We start from the raw sequence: 22,438 nt of genomic DNA, 5'->3' as shown, positions 1-22,438 counted from the left end.
AGGCAGTCATCTATGAAAGAGGGCGCACACTTCACGCCGTTACCTGGGCTAAAGCAGTAGTGGGTGCATGACGGCATGTTGGAGCGTCTGGAACGATAGTCTCGGCTAATTAAATCGATAGCCTGCTATTTTTCAAGGATGGTCTACCCTCAGATCTGACGTCTGAAACAAGGGGGGGATTTTCCATGCTCGCGCAACTGCCACCGGCCTTACAGAACCTGCAGCTTCCGCTTCGCCTGCGACTCTGGGACGGCCATGAGTTCAATCTGGGCCCGGCGCCCAGCGTTACCATTGTGGTCAAGGATCCGACGATGGTCACTCAGTTCACCCATCCAAGTCTCGACGCGCTGGGGGCGGCGTTTGTCGAAGGCCGGCTGGAACTGGAGGGCTCGATCAGTGAGGTGATCCGGGTCTGCGACGAATTGAGCAGCGCCTTGCTGGGTGGCGATGACGATGCCCAGCCAGTGCGTTCGGTGCATGACAAGGAAACCGACGCCAAGGCCATTTCCTATCACTACGACCTGTCCAACGCGTTCTACCAGCTGTGGCTGGACAGCGACATGGCGTATTCCTGCGCGTACTTCGAAACCGGCAGTGAAACCCTCGAACAGGCGCAGCAGGCCAAGTTCCGGCATCTGTGTCGCAAGCTGCGTTTGCAGCCGGGCGATTACCTGCTGGATGTCGGTTGCGGCTGGGGTGGTCTGGCGCGTTACGCGGCGCGGGAGTTCGGCGCCAAAGTGTTCGGTATCACCCTGAGCAAGGAACAGCTGGAACTGGCCCGCGAACGGGTCAAAGCCGAGGGCCTGGAAGACCAGGTTGAACTGCAATTGCTCGACTACCGCGACCTGCCGCAGGACGGGCGCTTCGACAAGGTGGTCAGTGTCGGCATGTTCGAACACGTCGGCCACGCCAACCTCGCCGAGTACTGCAAAGTCTTGTTCGGCGCGGTGAAGGAGGGTGGTCTGGTGATGAACCACGGCATTACCGCCAAACACACCGATGGTCGTCCGGTGGGACGCGGCGCTGGCGACTTCATCGAGAAATACGTGTTCCCCAACGGCGAGCTGCCGCACCTGGCGATGATCTCGGCCGAGATCAGCGAAGTCGGGCTGGAGATCGTCGACGTCGAAAGCCTGCGCCTGCATTACGCGCGCACGCTGGATCACTGGAGCGAGCGTCTGGAGGACAACCTCGAAGCCGCCGCAAAACTGGTACCGGATCAGGCGTTGCGGATCTGGCGGTTGTATCTGGCCGGGTGTGCCTACGCGTTCGCACGTGGCTGGATCAATCTGCACCAGATTCTTGCAGTGAAGGCGCATCCCGATGGCAGCCATGAACTGCCCTGGACCCGCGACGACATCTACCACCCTTGATGCCTGAACCATGCCCTCTCCCTTGGAGAGGGTGATGGGCTGGCTAGAGAATCGGTGAAATAAGCCGGGCGATCCGCATGCCGAGCTGTTGCAGGCGGTGGATTTCCCGGCTTTCTTCCTTGGCGACTTCATAGGCCTGGGCGAAGTCAGCGTTGAGCATCTGTTCCACGCTCGCGGCGAACTCGCAATCGACGGTCAGCAGCATCACTTCGAAATTCAGCCGGAACGAACGGTTATCCAGATTGGCGCTGCCGATGGCGCTGATTTCGCTGTCGATCAACACCACTTTTTGATGCAGAAACCCCGGCTCGTAGCGGAACACCCGCACGCCGGCGCGCACCGCCTCGAATGCATAGAGGCTGGAGGCGGCGTAGACGATGCGGTGATCGGGGCGAGAGGGTAGCAGCAGGCGTACGTCGACGCCGCGCAGAACCGCCAGGCGCAACGCGGCGAAGACTGCTTCGTCGGGAATGAAGTACGGGCTGGTGATCCACACCCGCTCGGTCGCTGCGTGAATTGCTTCGACGAAGAACAGCGAACAGGTTTCGTAGGCGTCGGCCGGGCCGCTCGCGAGCAACTGGCAGAGTACGCCGTCCTCCGGGTAAACGTCCGGCAGGATCAGCGGCGGCAATTTGCGTGCGGCCCAGAACCAATCCTCGGCAAACGATTCCTGCATGCAGGCCACCACCGGGCCGCGCACTTGTACGTGGGTATCGCGCCAAGGCGCCAGCGGCGGTTTCTCGCCCATGTATTCATCGCCGACGTTGTGCCCGCCGACGAAGCCGAGCACCCCATCGACCACAACGATTTTGCGGTGGTTACGGAAATTCACCTGGAAGCGATTGAGCCAGCCGCTGCGTGTGGCGAAAGCTTTGACCTCGACACCGGCATCGCGCAGCGTCTGCACGTAGCTGTGGGGCAGGGCGTGGCTGCCGATCCGGTCGTAGAGCAGATGAATCGCCACGCCTTCGGCGGCTTTTTTCAGCAACAGGTCACGCAGACGCTGCCCGAGGCGGTCGTCATGGATGATGAAAAACTGCACCAGTACGGCTTCGCGCGCTTGATCAATCGCGTGGAAAATTGCCTCGAAGGTTGCGTGGCCATTCACCAGCAATTGCACCTGGTTGTTCGCCAGGCACGGCATGCGTCCCAGTTTGGGCATGGCGCGCAGCGAGGCGTAGGCCTTAGAGGCGCGGGCGGTGAGGGCTTCTTCGACCCACGGGCGCCAGTTCAACTCGGAAATCGCCTGGCGCATCTGTTCGTTGGCCTGGCGTCGCGCCTTGATGTAACCGTCGAAGGTACTGCGGCCAAAGACCAGGTAAGGAATGAGGGTCAGGTAGGGAATGAAAATCAGCGACAATGCCCAGGCAATCGAGCCTTGGGCGGTGCGTACGGTCAGCACCGCATGGATCGCGGCGATCAAGCCGAGGCTGTGTATCAGGGCGATCAGATAACCGAAAATGTGCGGTCCAAAATAATCCATGGGGCAGCCTTGCTCCTGAAGATTCAATGCTTAACAGACCATGTTCCGAGGCGATTGTCGCTATTTAATTGGCGCATGAACCGAAGCAATCGGCCGACGTCTAACGGCCACTACTGATCAGGAGTTTTTCGATGAACGTTCGTCTGCTGGGTTTGGCGCTGGGCCTGGGTTTGGCAATGCCGCTGGTGGCGCAGGCGCAGATGCTGCAGCCGGGGCTATGGGAAATGACCTCGAGCAACGTCAAGGTCGATGACCAGCCCATGGATGTGCAATCGATCCTCGGCCAGTTGCAAGGCCAGATGACCCCGCAACAGCGCGCGGCGCTGGAAAAGAACGGGATCAACATCGGCGGCAAGGGGATCCGTGCCTGCCTGACGCCGGAGCAGGTGGCGACCAACGATATTCCGCTGGCCGATCCGCAGTCGGGCTGCAAACAGCAGATCACTGAACGCAACGGTAACCAGTGGAAATTCCGTTTCAGTTGCCCGAAAGCGCAAGGCACCGGGGTTGCCACGTTCCTCAGTGATCGTGAGTTCACCACGGTGGCCAACGGCACGTTCAACGCCATCGGAATCAACCAGAAGGGCAGTCTGGAAACCCGGGCGGTGTGGTTGGGTCAGGATTGCGGCGCTGTGAAGCCAAGAGCTTAAAAGCATCGCGAGCAAGCCCGCTCCCACACGAATCACGCTGTACCTGTGGGAGCGGGCTTGCTCGCGAAAGCGTTTTGATGATCAGCGCATAAACCGCAACGGCAGCCCCTGACATCCTTCGTTAATACGCTGCTCCCTCCAGGCAATCTGCCCCGACACCAGCGTGGTATTCACCCGATAGCGGAAAGTCTTGTCAGCAAACGGCGTCCACCCGCACTGCGACAGAATCGGTTGCCGCGACACTTCCACAGCCGTTGGCTCAACCAGCACCAGATCCGCCCAATACCCTTCGCGCAAATAACCCCGATCCGGAATCGCAAACAGGTCCGCCACCCGGTGACTGGTTTTCGCCACCAACGTGGTGATTGGGAGCACGCCATCGGCCACCAGTTCCAACAGCGCTGGCAAGGCGTGCTGCACCAGCGGCAAACCGGCAGGCGCTTCGGCATACGGGCGCTGCTTTTCTGCCCAGGTATGCGGTGCGTGATCGCTGCCGATGACGTCCAGTCGATTGCTCAGCAATGCCGCGCGCAAAGCATCGCGGTCGGCTCGGGTCTTGATCGCCGGGTTGCATTTGATCAGGTTGCCGAGTGCTGGATAGTCGCGCTCATCGAACAGCAGGTGATGCAGGCAGACTTCAGCGCTGATGTGTTTCTGGGCAAGCGGCTTGTCCTCGAACAATTCAAGTTCGCGAGCTGTAGTCAGGTGCAGGACATGCAGGCGGGTACCGTGCCGTTTCGCCAGTTCCACTGCCAGCGAAGAAGAGCGGTAACAAGCCTCGGCATCGCGGATCAATGCATGGATATTCGCCGGCAGCTGCCCACCCAGGCGCTCACGCAGCCGGGCTGCGTTGGCGTCGATGCTCGGTGTGTGTTCGCAGTGGGCCAGCAGTATCGTCGGCACTTCGGCGAACAGACGCTCGAGAATCTTTGGATCATCCACCAGCAGGTTGCCGGTGGACGCGCCCATGAACACTTTGACCCCGGCCACTTCGCAGGGATTGAGCGCGGCGACGGTGTCGAGGTTTCCCTGACTCACGCCAAAGTGAAAGCCGTAGTTGGCCACCGAGTTGATCGCCGCCCGACGCTTTTTATCGGCCAGCGCTTCAAGGGTGAGAGTGGCCGGGTTGGTATTGGGCATGTCCATGAAGCTGGTGATGCCGCCCGCCACCGCCGCGCGGGACTCGGTGTGAATACTGCCTTTGGCCGGCGCCCCCGGCTCGCGAAAATGCACCTGGTCATCAATCATCCCTGGCAACAGCCATTGGCCGTGGGCGTCGATTTCCACGCGGGCATTTTCACCGTCGATGCTGCGCGCGATCTTGACGATGCGGCCATGGCTGACCAGCAGATCGGCGTCGAATTCGCGTCCTTCGTTGACCAGTCTGGCGTTGCGAATAAGCACGCTGCTCATGATTCAGAACTCGTTCTGCAAGGCTTTGTAACCGCGCACCAGGTCGACGTTGGTGCGTGCCACGTCTTCGGAAAATTCCGAGGCGCTGACACTTACCGGCGGGAACTGCGAGAGGTCGGTGTTGGGGCCGATGCGAGTGGTGGAGGGCACATAGAACGCGTCTGGCAAATCGCGGCCATCGACCACCGAGTTGTGCCGCACCACGCAGCCATCACCCACTACGCAATTGAACAGCACGCTGTTGAAGCCGATGAACACCCGGTCGCCAACCTTGCACGGACCATGCACGATCGAGCGGTGAGCGATCGAGCTGAACTCGCCGATGGCCACCGCCGCGCCGGATTTAGAGTGGATCACCACGCCATCCTGGATGTTCGAATTGGCACCGATGGTGATCGGCTCCATCGCTCCCGAGGCGTCTACTTCGTCGGCGCGTATCACCGCGTAGGGGCCGACGAAGACGTTCTCGCCAATGACCACCTTGCCGCAGATGATCGCGGTTTTGTCGACGTAGGCCGACTCGGCGATGTGCGGCAGATCGCCGGAAGGATTCTTGCGGATCATGGCTGGCTCAGCGCTTCGTAAAGGGTGTTGAGGTTGTATTCGAACAGCCCGGTAAAGGTGCTGGCCGGGCCGCTGGCGGCGAGGGCATCGGAGTACAACGTACCGCCGATGTGCGCACCGCTTTCCTCGGCGATCTGCTTGAGCAGGCGCGCGTCCTTGATGTTTTCCATGAACACCGCTTTGACCTTGGCCTGACGGATCTGGGTGATCAGCGCGGCGACTTCGGCGGCTGACGGTTCGCGTTCGGTGGACAGACCTTGCGGCGCCATGAAGTCGATGCCGTAGGCCTGCCCGAGATAACCGAAGGCATCGTGACTGGTGACGATCTTGCGATTGCCCGGCGGCAGCGAGCCGAGCTTGGCCTTGGCTTCGGCGAGCAGGGCGTAGATCTGTTTCAGATAGGCTTGGCTGTTGCGCTGGTAGCCGGCCTTGTTCGCCGGATCGGCGGCGATCAGTGCTTTGGTGATGTTGGCGATGTACAACTCGGTGTTCGCCAGATTGTGCCAGGCGTGCGGGTCGGGAACGCTCTCGCCGTCCTCATCCAGCGAGCGTGGAATCACTCCGTGGCTGGCACTGACAACCGTGGCTTTGGTCTCGGTGCTGGTCACCAGGCGATCGAGCCATGGTTCGAAACCGAGGCCGTTCTTGATGATCAGCCTGGCCTTGAGCAGCGCTTTGGCGTCATCCGGCGTCGGTTCATAAGTGTGGGCATCGGCATCCGGTCCGACCATGTTGGTGATCTGGATATGCTCGCCACCCACCTGATGCACCATGTCGGCGAGGATGCTGAAGCTGGTGACCACCGGCAATTTTTCCGCCGCCGACAACGACATCGACAGCATCAGGCTGAACAACACGAGTAGAGCGCGCATCGGGAAACACCTCATTGGGATGTGAGCAAAGGCGGGCGGCGCAACAAACCGTGCACCGGTCCGAACACCACGGACAGCAGATAACCGATACCGGAGACCAGCACGATCGCCGGACCGCTGGGCAGCGAGTAGTAGAACGAGATCAACAATCCCAACCACACCGACAGGCAGCCGATGAGCGCCGAGATGGCAATCAGGCTCGGCAGGCGCCGGCTCCAGAATCGTGAAGCGGCGGCGGGCAACATCATCAGACCGACCACCATCAGGGCGCCGATGGCCTGGAAACCGATGACCAGATTGAGCACCACCAAGGTCAAAAAGACCCCGTGGGCGAGTGGGCCGAGACGGCTGACGGTTTGCAGGAATAGCGGATCGAGGGTGTCGAGCAGCAGCGGTTTGTAGATCAACGCCATGGCGACCAGGCTCAGTCCTGAGACCCACAACATGCCGTTGAGGGTCGGACTGTCGACAGCGAGTGCCGAGCCGAACAGCAAGTGCAGCAGGTCGAGGCGCTTGCCGGCGATGCCGAGAATCAGCACGCCACTGGCGAGTGAGATCGGATAGATCGCCGCGAGGCTGGCATCTTCGCGCAGGCCGGTGCGGCGGGTGATCCAGGCGGCGAGACCGGCCATGCCCAGGCCGGCGCCGAGGCCGCCGAGTGTCAGCGCTGGCAGGCTGAGGCCGGCGAACCAGAAACCCAGCGCCGCACCGGGCAGGATGCCGTGGGCGACGGCGTCACCGATCAGGCTCATGCGCCGCAGGATCAGAAACACCCCGAGCGGCGCTGTGCTGCAGGCCAGCAACAGACCGCCGAGCAGGGCGCGACGCATGAATACGAACTCGCTGAACGGTTGCCAGAAGTGCGCGACGGTGAGCATCAGGCCACCTGCATGTTGGGTGTTTGCTGGATCAGTTCGGCACTGGGGCCGAATACGCATTCGCGGTTTTTGATCAGCAGCGTCTGCGGGATGTGCTGGCGGACAGCGGCGAGGTCGTGGCAGACCATTAACAATGTTCGCCCTTCGGCGTGCCAGGCGTGGAGGTGTTGCCAGAGCAATTGCTGGCCCAGTTCATCAAGTGCGGCGTGCGGTTCATCGAGCAACAGCAACGGGGCGTCGGTCAGGCTCAATCGAGCAAGCAGGGCGCGTTGCAGTTCGCCACCGGAAAGGGCCATCAGCGGACGCTTTTCCAGTCCGCTCAAGTACCAGTTTTCCAATGCGTTGGCGAGTCGTTGTGCGCGCAGTTGTGTCGACAATCGACGGCCCCAGAAACCGGCGGCCACCAGTTCTTCGAGGCTGATGGGGAACTGGCGGTCGAGGTGTTGCTGTTGCGGCAGGAACGCCAGGCCGCCCTGACGTGGAACACCCAGTGCGATGTTCCCCGATAACGGTTTCTGCAACCCGGCGATGACTTTCAGCAGGCTGCTTTTACCGCAGCCGTTGGCGCCGATGATGGCGCTGAGGCTGCCGTGTTCCAGCGAGAGTGTCAGTGGCGAAGTCAGTGGTTGGCCGGGTGCCCCCCAACTCAGGGTATGGCAGCGGATCATGGGCGTTCTCGGTGCCAGTGGCTTTCGGCGACAGCGTCGTGGGCGTGCAGGCTTTCGGCGTGGATCACTCGCAGGTGGAATCTACTCACGCCTGGGGCACGGCGCAGAGCTAGATTGAGTCGTCGCGCGGCGTCTTCGCAGAACATCAGGTTCTGTCCATTGGCCAGTGCGAAGGCTTGTTCGTCGGCGCGTTTCACGGCTGTTTGCACTGCGGTTCCGAGCGCCGCTTCAGCGTCGTTAATGATGACGCTCACGGGTAGTTCGTCGATGAACTCGTCGAGATGCATATGCAATTGCGCGATGCTGCGTTGGCTGTGCGGTGTGGCGACAATGCCTTGGCTCGATCCAAGCCAAGACAAAACTTCGGCGTGCTGCAGCGGCTTGTTGGCAAAGTCGTCGATGAATTGTTGCTGGATCAGTTGCCGCGCTAACGCGGCGGAGCAGGGACAAGTCGAGGAATATTGCACATCAATTTTCAGTTCCACGTGGAACACTTTGTTTTTCAGGCTCGCAAAAATGCTTACTGGATAACTCTTCCACCCGGCCAGCGGGCTGACCAGCGCCGGCCTTTTCAGCAGCACTTCGCAATGGATGTTCAGGTAGGCGCTACTGGATAAACCCTGATGGCTATCCAGAAAACCCGCGAGTACCTGACGCAATAAGGAGGGAGAGAGGTTTCGCCGTTCAAGTGCCTCCAGTGCCAGATACAGCCGCGACATGTGAATGCCACGCGCTTCACCATCATCGAGACTTACGCCTGCATCAGCTCTTGCATTCAGGCGTTGGCCTTCCAATAAAACAGGCGAGGCAATGCCGCACATTCCTACCCATTCAAGTGGTAATGCCTGGCGAGCGGCTTGAGTCGCAATGTCCGGAAGTGTCAGCGAATTCATGTTCGGCACCATCGTATTGATTGAATTCGATGTTACATTATAACAATTCAAATCACGATGCCTTTTTCATGAACGGGCTTTCATATGCACAGACGTCATCTGCTCAACCTGCTTCTGGCCAGCACGGCCTTGGCTTTTCCTTTCAATGTTTCGGCCACGCAAATTCGCAATGCGCGGCTCTGGCGTTCGGATGAAAAGCTGAGATTGGTCTTCGATCTGAGCGGGCCCGTGCGCTACAAAACCTTCTCTCTGAGCGATCCTGAGCGTTTGATCATCGACCTTTCCGGGGCAAGTTTGAGTGGCGACTTCGGTCAATTGACGCTTGCCGATACGCCTATTCGCTCGATTCGATCCGGACACTTTGGTCAGGGTGATACGCGCATAGTCCTCGATTTGAATCATCCGCTGCTATTGAACAGCTTTCTTTTGGCACCTCAGGATGGTCAGGGACACCGCTTGGTGCTTGATCTGCTGAGCGCCAAACAGGCATCGAGTCCGGCAATGGTTCCACGTGAAACACCCTCGAATCAGACTCACCCCAAGCGCGACATCATCGTTGTCGTTGATCCTGGGCATGGGGGAAAAGATCCCGGTGCGGTCGGCGCCAAGGGTGAGCGAGAAAAAGACGTGGTGCTTTCCATCGCCCAATTGCTCGCCAAACGGCTGAAAAGGGAGAAGGGTTTTGACGTGAAACTGGTGCGCAATGACGACTTTTTTGTGCCGCTTCGCAAGCGTGTGGACATCGCTCGTCAGCACAAGGCCGACATGTTTATCTCGGTGCACGCCGATGCGGCGCCGCGTCTCACGGCCTCGGGGGCTTCGGTGTATTGCCTTTCCGAGGGTGGCGCAACGTCAGCGACAGCGCGCTTCATGGCGCAGCGGGAAAATGGCGCAGACCTGCTTGGAGCCACCAGTCTGCTCAATCTCAAGGACAAGGACCCGATGCTCGCCGGCGTGATCCTCGACATGTCGATGAACGCCACCATCGCTGCCAGTCTTCAGCTCGGCAGCACCGTTCTCGGCAGTCTGGCAGGCATTACCACGCTGCATCAGAAACGCGTGGAACAGGCAGGGTTCGCCGTGTTGAAGTCGCCGGACGTGCCGTCGATTCTGGTGGAAACCGGCTTCATTTCCAACGCGCGTGACAGTCAGCGACTGGTTACGCCTCGACATCAGCAAGCCGTGGCCGACGGCTTGTTCGAAGGTTTGCAGCGTTATTTTCAGAAGAATCCGCCAGTCGACAGCTATATCGCCTGGCAGCAGGAGCAGCATGCAGCGCAGGTTTAGCAGCCGTTGATCCGGCTGCAGATGAACTTGGCGCTACTGCCGCCGGAGCTGGAAAAGCGATTGATCGTCGTCCAGCCGACGCGACGGGTGTAGCCCACCCAGGCTTCCCCGTCAGAGGCTATCCCGGTAAAGAACGTCAGTTGGCCGAAGCGACTGTTGGTCTGCGCCCAATAGCGCTTGCCGTGCTTTTCAAAGCCACGCAGGTAAATCGTACTGCCCACGGTGTTGACGCTGTAGGCATTGCCCTGCGCATCGATGCAGGCCAGCAGATTGGCGCTGCGTGTGCAGTTGGCGAGCTCGGGAGTTTGCCCCCAGGCGTTGGCCCCTGATAGCAACGCAAGGCTTAGCAGCGAGCACTTCAGGGCACTTTTCATCACGATTTCCCGATGGGCAGATGGCGTGCAGCTTCCTGCTGTTTATCGGTTTGGGCAAGAGCAGGGCTGGCTTATTCATATTGTTATACTATAACATAAAAGAAGAATAGGCCTGAGCCCGCCGATTTCAAGCGTCTGCTTCTGCCATATCGCTGTTTTGAAGCTTTAGAGCGCGGTGCGCTACGCCAAGCCATGCAAAAGCGCACATCGGCCACCATCTGATGAGGATTATCCAATGTCATCCCCGCTTCCCGTGACCGTTCTTTCGGGCTTTCTCGGTGCCGGAAAAAGTACACTTTTGAATTACGTACTACGTAATCGGAAGGGCTTGCGCGTTGCTGTAATCGTCAACGATATGAGCGAAATCAATATTGATGGCAGCGAAGTCCAGCGCGATGTCAGCCTGAACCGTGCTGAAGAAAAACTGGTGGAGATGAGCAACGGTTGTATCTGCTGTACGTTACGCGAGGACCTGCTCGAAGAAGTCAGCCAACTCGCCCGCGAAGGAAGATTCGATTATCTGCTCATCGAATCCACCGGCATTTCCGAGCCACTGCCGGTTGCGGAGACATTTACCTTCCGTGATGAACAGGGCCAGAGCCTCGCCGACGTCGCGCGGCTCGACACCATGGTGACGGTAGTCGACGGCGTGAATTTTCTCCTCGACTATCAGGCCACCGAGAGTCTGGCTTCCCGAGGCGAGACCTTGGGCGATGAAGATGAACGCTCGATCACCGATCTGCTGATCGAACAAATCGAGTTCGCCGACGTACTGCTGATCAGCAAGATCGACCTCATCAGCCGGCAGGAACGCGAAGAGCTGATGGCAATCCTCAAGCGCCTCAACGCACAAGCGGACATCCTCCCGATGGTGATGGGCGAAGTGCCGCTGGAAAAAATCCTCAACACCGGCCGCTTCGATTTCGAGAAAGCCGCTCAGGCCCCGGGCTGGTTGCAGGAATTGCGCGGTGCACATGTGCCGGAAACCACGGAATACGGCATCGCCTCGACGTCCTACCGCGCACGTCGCCCGTTCCATCCGCAGCGCTTCTTCAGCTTTATTGATCGTCCGTGGACCAACGGTAAACTGCTGCGCTCCAAAGGCTTCTTCTGGCTCGCCAGCAAACCCTCCGACGCAGGCAGTTGGTCGCAGGCCGGCGGCTTGATGCGCCATGGTTTTGCCGGTCGCTGGTGGCGTTTCGTGCCGAAAAACCAATGGCCGCAGGATCGGGAAAGTACTGCAGCGATCATGGAAAACTGGACACCGAGCGTCGGAGATTGTCGTCAAGAACTGGTATTCATCGGCCAGAACATCGACTTCGTACAGCTCAAGTCGGAGCTCGATGGCTGCCTGCTGACTGACGAAGAAATGGCCATTGGCGCAGACGGTTGGCGTCGGCTGCCGGATCCGTTTGGCCCTTGGCACGAAGAGGCCGCCTGATGCTCGCACTCAAATTGCAGCAAAACCGGGCCCGCCATCAGCATCAGGGAGTGACGCCGAAAGCGCTGACACGAATCCTTGAAGATGACGTCAATCTGGCGGTCTGGCAGCGTCAACTGCCGCTACACATTGCCGATTTCGCAGAGCTGCTGCTGTCGCTCAACGAGCCTTTGGCGGAATCGCTGTGCATCGAATTGCCGAATGAAGATGCCGACCCTGATCTGCAAGGATTGGCCGCCGGATTCCGTGATTTGCAAGGCTACGAAGCCTTCATCGCTGACCTGCAATGGCTGGTGAGTGCCTTCGCCTGTCTGCTGGGGGCACGGCGTATCGGTTTGCGCCTACGGGTGTTGGATAAAGCCATGTGCCCACGTTTCCATGTCGATCATGTGCCGGTGCGCTTGATCACAACCTTTGCGGGGATTGGCAGCCAGTGGCTCAAGGAGGGCGTGATGGATCGCGAGCAATTGGGCCAGGCCAACGCCGAGCCACACGGCATGAGCCAAATCCGGCAGCTCAAGCGTGGTGATGTGGCGCTATTGAAAGGCGAGAAATGGCTCGGCAATGAAGGCTTCGGCCTGATTCATCGCTCACCGCAACCGGCGCCAGGTGAGCGACGGCTGCTGCTGACCCTCGACTGGCTCGGCTGACAGCTCAGGGCTTGAGCCACTTGCCCTGGCTCTGACCTTCGCAGTACGGCTGTAAATACGCCGCGTCGGAGGCGACGCCGTAATAGTGGATATCCTGGCGATAGGGCATATTGGCGACTTGCGCGTTGCTGCACACGCCGAACGCGCCGCTCGGGCATTGATCGAGGTACTGCACCTCGACTTTCTGCCCGGCCAGTGTCGGTTGGCAGAAGCCGTCGCTGAACAGCTTCTCTGGAATATTGCGGTTCTGCTGGCAGACTTTGACGTCGAGACGCTCACCCTGGCTGTGCACCACGCAAGCCTGGGCCCAGGCTTCGCTCGACAGCAGCATCCACAGCAACGACCATCCCATCCAACGCATGTCCCATCCCCTCAGAAAACTCCCAGTCATGTTGCAGAACATTCCTACCCATGTCATCGCCGGCCCTTTGGGCGCCGGCAAGACCAGCCTGATTCGCCAGCTCATGGCCCAACGGCCGGAAGGCGAGCGCTGGGCGGTGCTGATCAACGAGTTCGGTCAGATCGGCCTCGATGCCGCGTTGCTGACTCGCGACGCTGATGGTATCGCACTGGGCGAAGTCGCCGGAGGGTGTCTGTGTTGCGTGAATGGTGCACCGTTCCAGATCGGCCTCGGCCGCTTGCTGCGCAAGGCCAGGCCGGATCGACTGTTCATTGAGCCGTCCGGGCTGGGCCATCCGGCGCAGTTGCTCAAGCAGTTAGGCCAGGCGCCTTGGTTGGGCGTACTGGCGCTGCAACCCTGTGTATTGGTGCTGGATGCTCAGGCGCTGGCGGCCGGGAACGCCTTGCCGCCCGCTCAGCAGGAGGCTTTGGCCAACGCCGGCCTGCTGTTGCTGAACAAGGCGGAAAATCTGGATGAGGCTGTGCGGCAGACCATCGCCGAGCGTTTGCCGGCAGTCAAACTGATCTGGACGCAGCAGGCGCAACTGCCTTTACGCGAGTTGCCCGGTGTAGCCTCGCAAGCAATGGCGGGTGTGGATAACCTCGTCGTGCCGCAGGGATTGGGATCGATTCCGGCGATCTGGAGCGATCCGGCCGTGCCAATTTGCCTGAGTCAGGCACAGGAGGGCGGTTGGAGCATCGGCTGGCGTTGGCACCCGGGGCAGACGTTCGATACACAGCGCCTGGGCCAATGGCTGCAAAGCCTGGCCTGGCGGCGCGCCAAGCTGGTTATCCACAGCACACAGGGCTGGGTTTCGGCTAATGCCCTGGATAACGCGGAACTGGATTGGCAACCCAGTGAGTGGCGCCGGGATTCACGTATCGAACTGATCTTTGCCGATGCGCAAAGTGTTGATGATTTGCAGACAGGTCTGGCGCAATGCCGGATTCAGGCGGGTTAGCTCAAGGCTTCCACTTGTTGTGATCCTGACGCCACTGGCTCAGCTCGATCACTTCAGCTCGTGGGCGGGTGACCTCGACCACAGGTGGCGTGTCATCGAACGGTTGCGGGTAGGGTGCCAGTTCGATCTGCGCGCTGTGTGCGCCAAATTGGGTGATGGTGCCGTTGTGCCGGGTTTCGCCGGTCACGGTGAACTCGAAGTTATAGACCCGGGCCAGGCGCCGCCGACCGCTGGCATCCTTGATCAAGCCGATTTTTTTCAACGCGACATTACCGTCCAGCAGCTCGACGCCGACGTTGATGCAATGCTGCTTGACCCGCTCCAGTGCCCGCTCGCGCAAGCCGTGGTTGTGCCACAGCCAAGCGCCGGCAGCGGCGAACAGCATCAGCACGAAGATGTTTTCGAGGGTCAGCATCAACAGGAAACTCCAAAAGATAAGCTCAGCTTAACTGCGTCGCCGGTCTGTCGTACAGGCTGTGTTTCGTCGCATACTGCGCGGCTTGAATTTCAATCGTTTTACGGAATAACCCGAATGAAACGTACGCCTCATCTGCTCGCCATTCAGTCCCATGTGGTCTTCGGCCACGCCGGCAACAGCGCCGCGGTGTTTCCGATGCAGCGGGTCGGGGTGAATGTCTGGCCGCTCAACACCGTGCAGTTTTCCAATCACACCCAATACGGGCAGTGGGCCGGTGAAGTGCTGTCGCCGCACCAGATTCCCGAACTGGTCGAAGGCATCGCCGCGATCGGTGAGCTGGGCAACTGCGATGCGGTGCTCTCCGGTTATCTGGGCAGCGCGGCGCAGGGCCGGGCGATTCTCAGTGGTGTCGAGCGCATCAAGTCGGTCAATCCGAAGGCCTTGTACCTGTGCGACCCGGTAATGGGTCACCCGGAGAAAGGCTGCAGTGTGCCGACCGAAGTCAGCGATTTTCTGCTGGAAGAAGCGGCCGCGGTGGCGGACATCATGTGCCCGAACCAACTGGAGCTGGACAGTTTTTCCGGGCGCAAGCCGCAGTCGCTGTTCGACTGCCTGGCGATGGCGCGGGCGCTGCTGGCACGCGGGCCGAAAGCGGTGCTGGTCAAGCACCTGGACTATCCGGGCAAGCCGGCGGACGGTTTCGAGATGTTGTTGGTGACCGCCGATGAAAGCTGGCACTTGCGCCGTCCGCTGCTGGCGTTTCCACGTCAGCCAGTGGGCGTGGGCGATCTGACGTCCGGGCTGTTTCTGGCGCGGGTGCTGCTGGGTGACAGCTTGGTGGCGGCGTTCGAATTCACCGCTGCAGCGGTGCATGAAGTGCTGCTGGAAACCCAGGCGTGTGCCAGTTACGAGCTGCAACTGGTGCGGGCGCAGGACCGGATCGCGCATCCGCGGGTGAAGTTCGAGGCGACCGCGATCAGTCTGTAACCAGCTAAAAGCGAAAAGATCGCAGCCTGCGCCAGCTCCTACAGGGTGAACATTAGTCCTCTGTAGGAGCTGCCGCAGGCTGCGATCTTTTGCTTTTGATCTCAGGCGTCGCCCTTGATCTCCTGATAACGCTTTTCCAGCTCCTGGCGAATCTGCCGACGCTGCTGCGCCTGCATGTAACGACGCTTGTCTTCGCTATTCTGCGGTTGCAGCGGCGGTACGGCGGCCGGTTTGCGCTGGTCATCCACCGCGACCATGGTGAAGAAGCAGCTATTGGTATGGCGTACCGAACGCTCGCGGATGTTCTCGGTCACCACTTTGATGCCGACTTCCATCGAGGTGTTGCCGGTGTAGTTGACCGATGCGAGGAAGGTCACCAGTTCGCCGACATGGATCGGCTCGCGGAAAATCACCTGATCCACCGACAGCGTTACCACGTAGCGGCCGGCATAGCGGCTCGCGCAGGCGTAGGCCACTTCGTCGAGGTATTTGAGCAGGGTACCGCCGTGGACATTGCCAGAGAAGTTGGCCATGTCGGGGGTCATCAATACCGTCATCGACAGTTGGGCGTTTCCGGGTTCCATAATGTTCTCACGGATCAAGGCTGGGTTGCTGGACGCACCTCTGCGGGTGCCTGGTGGCTTTTTCATAAGCACCGTTATCGGGACGCCAGACGACTGGCTGCCGTCACGCCGCGACCGATCTGTTTCCTTATATTGCACCGCCTTCCAGCCGGAAGTCGCGGTGTTAACCTGCAAAAGGCCCTGCCCCAGGGCAATTCCCACACGAAAAGCGGATTTTTACCCATATCGCTCAGACCTTTCTGATGTCTGACGGCGGGTCACGTCATACAAGGAGCCCACACCATGCATGCCATCAGCTTTATTCAGGACCTGGCAGTGATCATGTTGGTAGCAGGTGTGGTCACCGTGCTGTTTCACCGCTTCAAGCAGCCGGTGGTGCTTGGCTACATTGTCGCCGGTTTCATCATCGGCCCGCATACGCCACCGTTCGGCCTGATCCACGACGAAGAAACCATCAAGACCCTCGCCGAACTGGGGGTGATCTTCCTGATGTTTTGTCTCGGCTTGGAATTCAGCCTGCGCAAGTTGTTCAAGGTCGGGGCCACGGCGTTTATCGCCGCCTTTCTCGAAATCGTGCTGATGATCTGGATCGGCTATGAAATCGGCCGCTGGTTCGACTGGAACACCATGGACTCACTGTTCCTCGGCGCGATCCTCGCCATCTCCTCGACCACCATCATCGTCAAGGCGCTCAATGACCTGAAGATGAAGAACGAGCGCTTTGCCCAGCTTATCTTCGGCGTGTTGATCGTCGAAGACATCCTTGGCATCGGTATCATCGCCTTGCTCTCGAGCATCGCCGTCAGCGGTACAGTCAGCTCCGGCGAAGTGTTCTCCACAGTCGGCAAACTGTCGTTGTTCATGATCGTTGCGCTGGTGGTCGGCATTCTGCTGGTGCCGCGTCTGTTGGCCTATGTCGCCAAATTCGAAAGCAACGAGATGCTGCTGATCACCGTGCTCGGCCTGTGTTTCGGCTTCTGCCTGCTGGTGGTCAAGCTTGAATACAGCATGGTGCTCGGCGCCTTTCTGATCGGCGCAATCATGGCCGAGTCGCGGCAATTGCTGAAGATCGAACGCCTGATCGAGCCGGTACGCGACTTGTTCAGTGCAATCTTCTTCGTCGCCATCGGCCTGATGCTCGATCCGATGATCCTGCTGCAATACGCGTGGCCGATCGCGGTAATCACCGTGGCGGTGGTGCTCGGCAAGATGTTGTCCTGCGGCCTCGGGGCGTTTATCGCCGGCAATGATGGACGCACCTCACTGCGCGTGGGGATGGGGCTGTCACAGATCGGCGAATTTTCCTTCATCATCGCCGCGCTCGGGATGACGCTGCAGGTCACCAGCAACTTTCTGTATCCAGTGGCCGTGGCGGTGTCGGTGATCACCACGCTGCTCACGCCGTACCTGATTCGCGCGGCTGACCCGCTGTCGATCAAGCTCTCGGCAGCAGTGCCCAAGCGTCTGGGCCGGGTGTTCGGCATGTATGGCGAATGGCTGCGCAGCATTCAGCCGCAAGGCGAGGGCGCAATGCTGGCGGCGATGATCCGGCGGATCCTGTTGCAGGTCGGGGTCAATCTGGCGCTGGTGATCGCGATCTTCTTCAGCGGTGCGTTCTTTGCCGGACGGCTGTCGGTGTGGATGCAGGACTGGATTGGTGATCCGAGCTGGCAGAAGGCGTTGATCTGGGGCGGGGCGTTGCTGCTGTCGCTGCCGTTCCTGATCGCGGCTTATCGCAAGCTCAAGGCGCTGTCGATGCTGTTGGCGGAAATGGGCGTGAAGCCGGAGATGGCCGGACGGCACACGCAGCGAGTGCGACGGGTGATCTCCGAAGTGATCCCGATCCTCTCGCTGCTGGTGATCTTCCTGCTGTTGGCAGCCTTGTCGGCCAGTATTCTGCCGACCAACAAGTTGCTGGTGCTGGTCGCCGTAGTCGCGGCCGCCGTGGCGGCGCTGCTCTGGCGCTGGTTCATCCGCGTGCACACGCGGATGCAGGTGGCCCTGCTGGAAACCCTCGACAACCACAAGGAGTCGTCGGGGCACTGACCGGCCCGGGCGTCTGGCGAATCAGCTTTCCAGCCAGACGTCCCGCGCCCAGTGCCACACCGATTCCCAGGACTCTTCGGTGATCAGCTCTTCTTCGCCGGACCACAGCACCACGGTGCCGTCTTCTTCGACGCAGTAGTAGTTGTCGCCGTCCTGGCAGATCGGGATCAGGTCGCGCGGTACGCCGATGTCCCAGGCGTTGGCCGCCACGTCCGGCAGATAGGTGTGCGATTGCGGGTCGGTGACGGTCACCGGCTCGAGGCTGCCGTACACCACGTCGCTGACGGTCAGCAGAAACTCTTTGAAGACGAACGGGATGTTGATGAAGAGTTCTTCCTCGATCTCCACCAATTGATCTTCGTCGGGCAACTCCAGGGGAACCGGTACGGGTTCGTTGGCTTCGCGCAGTTGTTCGATGATTTCTTCCACGTCCGGGATCCTCTTGCTTGAATGGCGCGGTTTATATGGGCCGGTTTATACAGTAGCTCGCTATAGATGCAACCGCGAAATAGAAAACCCCGGCCGAGGCCGGGGTTTTTATTACCACATGCGTAACGCGATGGGGATCAGCCGTTCTGGCGGATACCGGCCACCAGCCAAGGCTGGTTCTCGCCTTGCGGACGTTCCATGTTCCAGCTTTCGCTGAACACTTCGCCCTGGTCGAAACGCGAGGTCTTCGACACGCCGCTGAAGGTCAGGGTGGCGATGGTCTTGTCGGCACGATCATCCACGCCGTCCAGCTGAACCTGCAGGTTGTCGATGTAAGTCGACTGGAAGCCATCGCCCAGATCCGCACGTTCACGCTTGAGGAAGTCGAGCATTTGCGGGGTCACGAACTCGGCGATCTTGTCCATTTCGTTGGCGTCCCAGTGCTGCTGCAGCGACTGGAAGTGGCTGCGCGCAGCGGCAAGGAAGTTCTGCTCGTTGAACCAGGCCGGCGCGTTGATCACCGGACGAGCGGCAACCGGTGCGGCCGAACCACCGAAGATCGAACCCATGGCAGCCGGTTTCTGCTCGAATACTTCACGCTGCATCGGTGCGCCGGCCGGAGCCAGGTGCTCCTGCTGCTTGCGTCGACGAGCGGCGATGAAGCGGAAGATCACGAACGCGATCACGGCCATGATCAGGATGTCGAAGATCTGCATGCCCTGGAAGCCGCCGCCCATGAACATGGACGCGAGCAGGCCACCGGCGGCGATACCGGCCAGAGGGCCGAGCCATTTCGAAGCGCCACCGGCCTTGGCCGCGGCACCGGCAGCGCCGGCAGCACCAGCGGTCGCTGCTGCGCCGCCCATGCCTGGGGAAGAAGGAGCCATCTGGCTGGTCTGGTGTGTCGGCGCAGCGCCGGCGCTTTTGCCACCACCAAAGCGCTTGGCGTTGGCGTCGAGGCTCATCGTCAGGCCGATGCACAACGCCATGGCGATGCTAAGAAAACGTTTCATAAAGGGAATTCCCGTTTGTGGAGACACGCGCGCCATGTTGCACAGCTGAAGTGTTACTGGCTAGCGAGAGAGTGTTTCGGGCTTTTGCCTGACAGGTTACGTTCAGCTCCGTCGAAGCAATAAGGCCATGTACTTTTGTCTGTAGGAAAATGGGATAGGTTCAGCGGGAAAACTGCTTATCGACGCAACGTCAACAGCACCACACCGGCGGTGATCAGGCCGATGCCGCCCCATTGACGCAGGTCGAGTTTCTCGCCCAGCAGAATCACGCCGAGCACCGCCACCAGCACCACGCTGAGTTTGTCCACTGGCGCGACCAGCGAGGCCGGGCCGACCTTCAGCGCGCGGAAGTAGCACAGCCACGACGCGCCGGTACCCAGACCGGACAACAGCAGGAACAGGTAGCTCTTGGCGGAAATTGATCCCAATGACTGATATTGGCCCGTTGCGTACAAAATCAAGGCCAGACTGACCAGGACCACAATGGTGCGCAGCAGGGTTGCGAAGTCGGAGTTGACGTTTTCGATGCCGATCTTGGCGAAGATTGCCGTCAGCGCGGCGAAAGTCGCCGAGAGCAGGGCCCAGAATGTCCAGGAAGAGAAGAAGCCTGAGCCCATGCAAATATCCTTGTTAGATCATCCAACGCCGACCCCTGTGGGAGCGAGCCTGCTCGCGAAAGCCACACTGCGGTTTATCAGATCAACCACGGTGATGTCATTCGCGAGCAGGCTCGCTCCCACAGAAAAGCGAAACCGGCGTCAGATCGCTTCCAGCTTGGCGTAACCGAGCATCAGCCACTTGCTGCCTTCGCTGAAGTTCACCTGTACCCGCGCCTGCGCGCCGGCGCCTTCGAAGTTGAGGATCACGCCGTCACCGAAGATCGAGTGACGCACCGCCTGACCCAGGCTGAAGCCGGTTTCCGGAATCTCGCTGCCGCTGAACAGGTTGCTGCCACTCATCGACTGGTTGCCGCCGAACGGTCGGCTGACGCTGTTCGACAGGCGTACTTCCTGAATCAGACCCTTCGGCACTTCACGGACGAAACGCGAGACCTTGTTGTAGGTTTCACTGCCGTACAGGCGTCGGGTTTCAGCATAGGTCATCACCAGATTCTGCATGGCGCGGGTGATGCCGACGTAGGCCAGACGCCGCTCTTCCTCAAGCCGACCCGGTTCTTCCAGGCTCATCTTGTGCGGGAACAGACCTTCTTCCATGCCCACCAGGAACACGTAAGGGAATTCCAGACCTTTGGCACTGTGCAAGGTCATCAACTGAATGCTGTCCTCGTGCTCGTCGGCCTGAGTATCGCCGGCTTCCAGCGAAGCGTGGCCGAGGAATGCCGCCAGTGGCGTCAGCTCTTCGTCGTCTTCGGTGTTCTCGAAGTTGCGCGCGGCGCTGACCAGTTCCTCAAGGTTTTCCACCCGGGCCTGGCCTTTCTCGCCTTTTTCCGCTTCGTGATAGGCGATCAGCCCCGATTGCTCGATGACGGTCTGGGTCATCAGATGCAGCGGCATCTCCATGCACTTGGCGGCAAGGTTCTCGATCAGCTCGATAAACGCACCCAAGGCGCCGGCAGCACGCCCGGTCAGGCCTTTATTGGCGACCAGTTGACGCATCGCTTCCCACATCGACACATCGCTGTGGCGTGCATGGTCGCGGATCGCCTCGACGGTTTTCTCGCCAATGCCACGGGCCGGGACGTTGATCACCCGCTCCAGGGCGGCATCGTTACCGCGACCTTCAAGCAAACGCAGGTAGGCCATGGCGTTCTTGATTTCCGCGCGCTCGAAGAAGCGCTGGCCGCCATAGATGCGGTACGGAATGCGCTCGCGCAGTAAGGCCTCTTCCAAAACGCGCGATTGGGCGTTGGAGCGGTAGAGAATCGCAATATCACTGCGGGCCAGGCCGGTTTTCAGCGCGCTTTCGATAGTTTCGACAACGTAGCGTGCTTCGTCGTGTTCGTTGAACGCGGCGTACAGATTAATCGCTTCGCCGTCGCCACCGTCGGTCCACAGCTCTTTGCCGAGACGCCCGGTGTTATTGGCGATCAAGGCGTTGGCGGCCTTGAGGATGCCGGCGGTGGAGCGGTAGTTCTGCTCGAGACGAATGGTTACCGAATCCGCGAAGTCGGAAGAGTACTGATGAATGTTCTCGATTTTCGCCCCGCGCCAGCCGTAGATCGACTGGTCGTCATCGCCGACCACCATCAGGCTGTCGCCGCCCTTGCCGAGCAGACGCAGCCAGGCGTACTGCACGGCGTTGGTGTCCTGGAACTCGTCGACGAGGATATGGCGGAAGCGCTTCTGATAATGCGCCAGCAGACCCGGGTGATCGCGCCACAGGTCGAGGGCGCGCAGCAGCAGCTCGGAGAAGTCGATCACGCCGGCGCGCTGGCAAGCGGCCTCGTAGGCCTCATAGATGCCGCGCATGGTCGCCAGGTACAAGTCGCCGCTGGCCTGAATGTGTTGCGGGCGCAGACCTTCGTCTTTCTGCCCGTTGATGAACCACTGGGCCTGACGGGCCGGCCAGCGTTGCTCGTCCAGCCCCAGCTCGCGGATCACCCGCTTGACCAGCCGTTGCTGGTCGTCGCTGTCGAGAATCTGGAAGGTCTGGCTCAACCCGGCTTCCTGCCAGTGCGCCCGCAGCAAGCGGTGCGCCAGACCGTGAAAGGTGCCGACCCACATGCCGGCCGGGTTGATACCCAACAACTGCTCGATGCGATGACGCATCTCGGCAGCGGCCTTGTTGGTGAAGGTCACCGACAGAATGGAGTGGGGCGAGGCGTTTTCGACCTGGATCAACCAGGCGATACGGTGCACCAGCACTCGGGTTTTACCGGAACCGGCACCGGCCAGGACCAACTGACGGCCAACGGGGGCTGCTACGGCCTGGCGTTGGGCATCGTTGAGGGAGTTCAGCAGAAGGGAGAGATCATCGCGCATCGGGGCATTCTAGGGTGCGCCGCAGGCCCGGGCAAACCGAGCTTTGCATTAGCCGATGAAAGCGCCGTCGATGACGACCGGTCGGTCACTGGCTACAGGCTTCGGCCCGCCT

General features: G+C 60.1%; 23 protein-coding genes. 8 read left to right on the top strand and 15 right to left on the bottom strand.

Annotated features, from left to right (window positions below; translation table 11 throughout):
- Positions 1–185: 185 nt before the first annotated feature.
- Positions 186–1,373, top strand: coding sequence for a C17 cyclopropane fatty acid synthase CfaB (gene cfaB, locus ACIOUG_RS07005; RefSeq protein ID WP_401063714.1), 1,188 nt, complete (start codon positions 186–188; stop codon positions 1,371–1,373).
- Positions 1,374–1,416: 43 nt separating this feature from the next.
- On the opposite strand, the gene cls is transcribed toward cfaB, so the two are convergent.
- Positions 1,417–2,856 carry a cardiolipin synthase gene (cls, locus tag ACIOUG_RS07000; RefSeq protein WP_401063711.1) on the bottom strand — a complete coding sequence of 480 codons (1,440 nt, stop codon included), beginning with the start codon at positions 2,854–2,856 and terminating at the stop codon, positions 1,417–1,419.
- Positions 2,857–2,987: 131 nt separating this feature from the next.
- Here cls and ACIOUG_RS06995 point away from each other — a divergent pair, with 131 nt between their 5' ends.
- On the top strand, positions 2,988–3,506 hold the full coding sequence (locus tag ACIOUG_RS06995) for a DUF3617 domain-containing protein (RefSeq protein ID WP_401063708.1): 519 nt from the start codon (positions 2,988–2,990) through the stop codon (positions 3,504–3,506).
- 81 nt (positions 3,507–3,587) lie between these two features.
- Here ACIOUG_RS06995 and ACIOUG_RS06990 read toward each other — a convergent pair whose 3' ends face one another.
- Genes ACIOUG_RS06990 through folE2 form a run of 6 tightly spaced genes read right to left on the bottom strand, consistent with a single transcriptional unit; the run spans position 3,588 to position 8,794 of the window.
- Positions 3,588–4,919: a dihydroorotase gene (locus tag ACIOUG_RS06990; RefSeq protein WP_401063705.1), complete on the bottom strand. Its 1,332-nt coding sequence runs from the start codon at positions 4,917–4,919 to the stop codon at positions 3,588–3,590.
- 3 nt (positions 4,920–4,922) lie between these two features.
- On the bottom strand, positions 4,923–5,483 hold the full coding sequence (locus ACIOUG_RS06985; protein ID WP_401063702.1) for a DapH/DapD/GlmU-related protein: 561 nt from the start codon (positions 5,481–5,483) through the stop codon (positions 4,923–4,925).
- The gene (locus ACIOUG_RS06980) at positions 5,480–6,355 is read right to left on the bottom strand and encodes a metal ABC transporter substrate-binding protein (protein WP_401063699.1); all 876 of its coding nucleotides are present in this window, start codon (positions 6,353–6,355) and stop codon (positions 5,480–5,482) included. The genes ACIOUG_RS06985 and ACIOUG_RS06980 overlap by 4 nt, the downstream gene beginning before the upstream one ends.
- Positions 6,356–6,366: 11 nt before the next feature.
- The gene (locus ACIOUG_RS06975; protein ID WP_401063697.1) at positions 6,367–7,233 is read right to left on the bottom strand and encodes a metal ABC transporter permease; all 867 of its coding nucleotides are present in this window, start codon (positions 7,231–7,233) and stop codon (positions 6,367–6,369) included.
- Positions 7,233–7,901, bottom strand: a complete 669-nt coding sequence (locus ACIOUG_RS06970; protein WP_401063695.1) for a metal ABC transporter ATP-binding protein — start codon at positions 7,899–7,901, stop codon at positions 7,233–7,235. The genes ACIOUG_RS06975 and ACIOUG_RS06970 overlap by 1 nt, the downstream gene beginning before the upstream one ends.
- Complete coding sequence (gene folE2, locus ACIOUG_RS06965) at positions 7,898–8,794, bottom strand: GTP cyclohydrolase FolE2 (protein WP_401063692.1); 897 nt, start codon at positions 8,792–8,794, stop codon at positions 7,898–7,900. Before folE2 ends, ACIOUG_RS06970 begins: the two co-directional genes overlap by 4 nt.
- 84 nt (positions 8,795–8,878) lie before the next feature.
- Here folE2 and ACIOUG_RS06960 point away from each other — a divergent pair, with 84 nt between their 5' ends.
- Positions 8,879–10,081 carry an N-acetylmuramoyl-L-alanine amidase gene (locus ACIOUG_RS06960; RefSeq protein WP_401063690.1) on the top strand — a complete coding sequence of 401 codons (1,203 nt, stop codon included), beginning with the start codon at positions 8,879–8,881 and terminating at the stop codon, positions 10,079–10,081.
- Here ACIOUG_RS06960 and ACIOUG_RS06955 read toward each other — a convergent pair.
- A complete protein-coding gene (locus ACIOUG_RS06955; protein ID WP_401063688.1) occupies positions 10,078–10,455 on the bottom strand; it encodes a glutamine synthetase in 378 nt (125 codons plus the stop codon). The two genes, ACIOUG_RS06960 and ACIOUG_RS06955, sit on opposite strands and share 4 nt — an antisense overlap.
- 235 nt (positions 10,456–10,690) lie before the next feature.
- Between ACIOUG_RS06955 and zigA the strand changes: the two genes are divergently transcribed.
- Positions 10,691–11,896 carry a zinc metallochaperone GTPase ZigA gene (gene zigA, locus ACIOUG_RS06950; RefSeq protein ID WP_401063687.1) on the top strand — a complete coding sequence of 402 codons (1,206 nt, stop codon included), beginning with the start codon at positions 10,691–10,693 and terminating at the stop codon, positions 11,894–11,896.
- On the top strand, positions 11,896–12,546 hold the full coding sequence (locus tag ACIOUG_RS06945) for a DUF1826 domain-containing protein (protein ID WP_401063685.1): 651 nt from the start codon (positions 11,896–11,898) through the stop codon (positions 12,544–12,546). The genes zigA and ACIOUG_RS06945 overlap by 1 nt, the downstream gene beginning before the upstream one ends.
- A 4-nt stretch (positions 12,547–12,550) precedes the next feature.
- Here the strand turns inward: ACIOUG_RS06945 and ACIOUG_RS06940 are convergent, their stop codons facing one another.
- Positions 12,551–12,907 (bottom strand): NADH:ubiquinone oxidoreductase, encoded by a 357-nt coding sequence (locus ACIOUG_RS06940; protein ID WP_401063683.1) that lies wholly within the window; start codon positions 12,905–12,907, stop codon positions 12,551–12,553.
- Positions 12,908–12,935: 28 nt separating this feature from the next.
- Here ACIOUG_RS06940 and ACIOUG_RS06935 point away from each other — a divergent pair, with 28 nt between their 5' ends.
- Positions 12,936–13,907, top strand: coding sequence for a CobW family GTP-binding protein (locus tag ACIOUG_RS06935; protein ID WP_401063680.1), 972 nt, complete (start codon positions 12,936–12,938; stop codon positions 13,905–13,907).
- Between the two features lies 1 nt (position 13,908).
- On the opposite strand, the gene ACIOUG_RS06930 is transcribed toward ACIOUG_RS06935, so the two are convergent.
- Positions 13,909–14,322: a DUF3301 domain-containing protein gene (locus ACIOUG_RS06930; RefSeq protein WP_401063678.1), complete on the bottom strand. Its 414-nt coding sequence runs from the start codon at positions 14,320–14,322 to the stop codon at positions 13,909–13,911.
- Positions 14,323–14,439: 117 nt separating this feature from the next.
- Here ACIOUG_RS06930 and pdxY point away from each other — a divergent pair, with 117 nt between their 5' ends.
- Complete coding sequence (gene pdxY, locus ACIOUG_RS06925; protein WP_401063675.1) at positions 14,440–15,312, top strand: pyridoxal kinase PdxY; 873 nt, start codon at positions 14,440–14,442, stop codon at positions 15,310–15,312.
- A gap of 101 nt (positions 15,313–15,413) precedes the next feature.
- Here pdxY and ACIOUG_RS06920 read toward each other — a convergent pair whose 3' ends face one another.
- Positions 15,414–15,896 carry an acyl-CoA thioesterase gene (locus tag ACIOUG_RS06920; protein ID WP_003229693.1) on the bottom strand — a complete coding sequence of 161 codons (483 nt, stop codon included), beginning with the start codon at positions 15,894–15,896 and terminating at the stop codon, positions 15,414–15,416.
- Between the two features lie 282 nt (positions 15,897–16,178).
- Here ACIOUG_RS06920 and ACIOUG_RS06915 point away from each other — a divergent pair, with 282 nt between their 5' ends.
- Positions 16,179–17,942 carry a cation:proton antiporter gene (locus ACIOUG_RS06915; RefSeq protein WP_003229692.1) on the top strand — a complete coding sequence of 588 codons (1,764 nt, stop codon included), beginning with the start codon at positions 16,179–16,181 and terminating at the stop codon, positions 17,940–17,942.
- 21 nt (positions 17,943–17,963) lie between these two features.
- Here the strand turns inward: ACIOUG_RS06915 and ACIOUG_RS06910 are convergent, their stop codons facing one another.
- The 4 genes from ACIOUG_RS06910 to uvrD form a co-directional block, all read right to left on the bottom strand.
- Positions 17,964–18,371, bottom strand: a complete 408-nt coding sequence (locus ACIOUG_RS06910; RefSeq protein WP_047596914.1) for an SMI1/KNR4 family protein — start codon at positions 18,369–18,371, stop codon at positions 17,964–17,966.
- A gap of 137 nt (positions 18,372–18,508) precedes the next feature.
- Positions 18,509–19,384 carry a Tim44 domain-containing protein gene (locus ACIOUG_RS06905; protein ID WP_007962237.1) on the bottom strand — a complete coding sequence of 292 codons (876 nt, stop codon included), beginning with the start codon at positions 19,382–19,384 and terminating at the stop codon, positions 18,509–18,511.
- Positions 19,385–19,560: 176 nt separating this feature from the next.
- A complete protein-coding gene (locus ACIOUG_RS06900) occupies positions 19,561–20,001 on the bottom strand; it encodes an EamA family transporter (RefSeq protein ID WP_400761958.1) in 441 nt (146 codons plus the stop codon).
- 141 nt (positions 20,002–20,142) lie between these two features.
- Positions 20,143–22,326, bottom strand: coding sequence for a DNA helicase II (gene uvrD / locus ACIOUG_RS06895; RefSeq protein ID WP_401063673.1), 2,184 nt, complete (start codon positions 22,324–22,326; stop codon positions 20,143–20,145).
- Positions 22,327–22,438 lie beyond the last annotated feature (112 nt).

Source organism: Pseudomonas sp. NPDC087803 (genome assembly GCF_044742995.1).
Taxonomy (GTDB): Bacteria; Pseudomonadota; Gammaproteobacteria; order Pseudomonadales; family Pseudomonadaceae; genus Aquipseudomonas.
This window is presented reverse-complemented; position numbering and strand designations above follow the sequence as displayed.

What these genes read in the sequence shown, in the direction of transcription:
- cfaB (WP_401063714.1), top strand. Translation starts at nt 186, where the DNA reads ATGCTCGCGCAACTGCCACCGGCCTTACAGAACCTGCAGCTTCCGCTT.
- cls (WP_401063711.1), bottom strand. Translation starts at nt 2,856, where the DNA reads ATGGATTATTTTGGACCGCACATTTTCGGTTATCTGATCGCCCTGATA.
- ACIOUG_RS06995 (WP_401063708.1), top strand. Translation starts at nt 2,988, where the DNA reads ATGAACGTTCGTCTGCTGGGTTTGGCGCTGGGCCTGGGTTTGGCAATG.
- ACIOUG_RS06990 (WP_401063705.1), bottom strand. Translation starts at nt 4,919, where the DNA reads ATGAGCAGCGTGCTTATTCGCAACGCCAGACTGGTCAACGAAGGACGC.
- ACIOUG_RS06985 (WP_401063702.1), bottom strand. Translation starts at nt 5,483, where the DNA reads ATGATCCGCAAGAATCCTTCCGGCGATCTGCCGCACATCGCCGAGTCG.
- ACIOUG_RS06980 (WP_401063699.1), bottom strand. Translation starts at nt 6,355, where the DNA reads ATGCGCGCTCTACTCGTGTTGTTCAGCCTGATGCTGTCGATGTCGTTG.
- ACIOUG_RS06975 (WP_401063697.1), bottom strand. Translation starts at nt 7,233, where the DNA reads ATGCTCACCGTCGCGCACTTCTGGCAACCGTTCAGCGAGTTCGTATTC.
- ACIOUG_RS06970 (WP_401063695.1), bottom strand. Translation starts at nt 7,901, where the DNA reads ATGATCCGCTGCCATACCCTGAGTTGGGGGGCACCCGGCCAACCACTG.
- folE2 (WP_401063692.1), bottom strand. Translation starts at nt 8,794, where the DNA reads ATGAATTCGCTGACACTTCCGGACATTGCGACTCAAGCCGCTCGCCAG.
- ACIOUG_RS06960 (WP_401063690.1), top strand. Translation starts at nt 8,879, where the DNA reads ATGCACAGACGTCATCTGCTCAACCTGCTTCTGGCCAGCACGGCCTTG.
- ACIOUG_RS06955 (WP_401063688.1), bottom strand. Translation starts at nt 10,455, where the DNA reads ATGAAAAGTGCCCTGAAGTGCTCGCTGCTAAGCCTTGCGTTGCTATCA.
- zigA (WP_401063687.1), top strand. Translation starts at nt 10,691, where the DNA reads ATGTCATCCCCGCTTCCCGTGACCGTTCTTTCGGGCTTTCTCGGTGCC.
- ACIOUG_RS06945 (WP_401063685.1), top strand. Translation starts at nt 11,896, where the DNA reads ATGCTCGCACTCAAATTGCAGCAAAACCGGGCCCGCCATCAGCATCAG.
- ACIOUG_RS06940 (WP_401063683.1), bottom strand. Translation starts at nt 12,907, where the DNA reads ATGCGTTGGATGGGATGGTCGTTGCTGTGGATGCTGCTGTCGAGCGAA.
- ACIOUG_RS06935 (WP_401063680.1), top strand. Translation starts at nt 12,936, where the DNA reads ATGTTGCAGAACATTCCTACCCATGTCATCGCCGGCCCTTTGGGCGCC.
- ACIOUG_RS06930 (WP_401063678.1), bottom strand. Translation starts at nt 14,322, where the DNA reads ATGCTGACCCTCGAAAACATCTTCGTGCTGATGCTGTTCGCCGCTGCC.
- pdxY (WP_401063675.1), top strand. Translation starts at nt 14,440, where the DNA reads ATGAAACGTACGCCTCATCTGCTCGCCATTCAGTCCCATGTGGTCTTC.
- ACIOUG_RS06920 (WP_003229693.1), bottom strand. Translation starts at nt 15,896, where the DNA reads ATGGAACCCGGAAACGCCCAACTGTCGATGACGGTATTGATGACCCCC.
- ACIOUG_RS06915 (WP_003229692.1), top strand. Translation starts at nt 16,179, where the DNA reads ATGCATGCCATCAGCTTTATTCAGGACCTGGCAGTGATCATGTTGGTA.
- ACIOUG_RS06905 (WP_007962237.1), bottom strand. Translation starts at nt 19,384, where the DNA reads ATGAAACGTTTTCTTAGCATCGCCATGGCGTTGTGCATCGGCCTGACG.
- ACIOUG_RS06900 (WP_400761958.1), bottom strand. Translation starts at nt 20,001, where the DNA reads ATGGGCTCAGGCTTCTTCTCTTCCTGGACATTCTGGGCCCTGCTCTCG.
- uvrD (WP_401063673.1), bottom strand. Translation starts at nt 22,326, where the DNA reads ATGCGCGATGATCTCTCCCTTCTGCTGAACTCCCTCAACGATGCCCAA.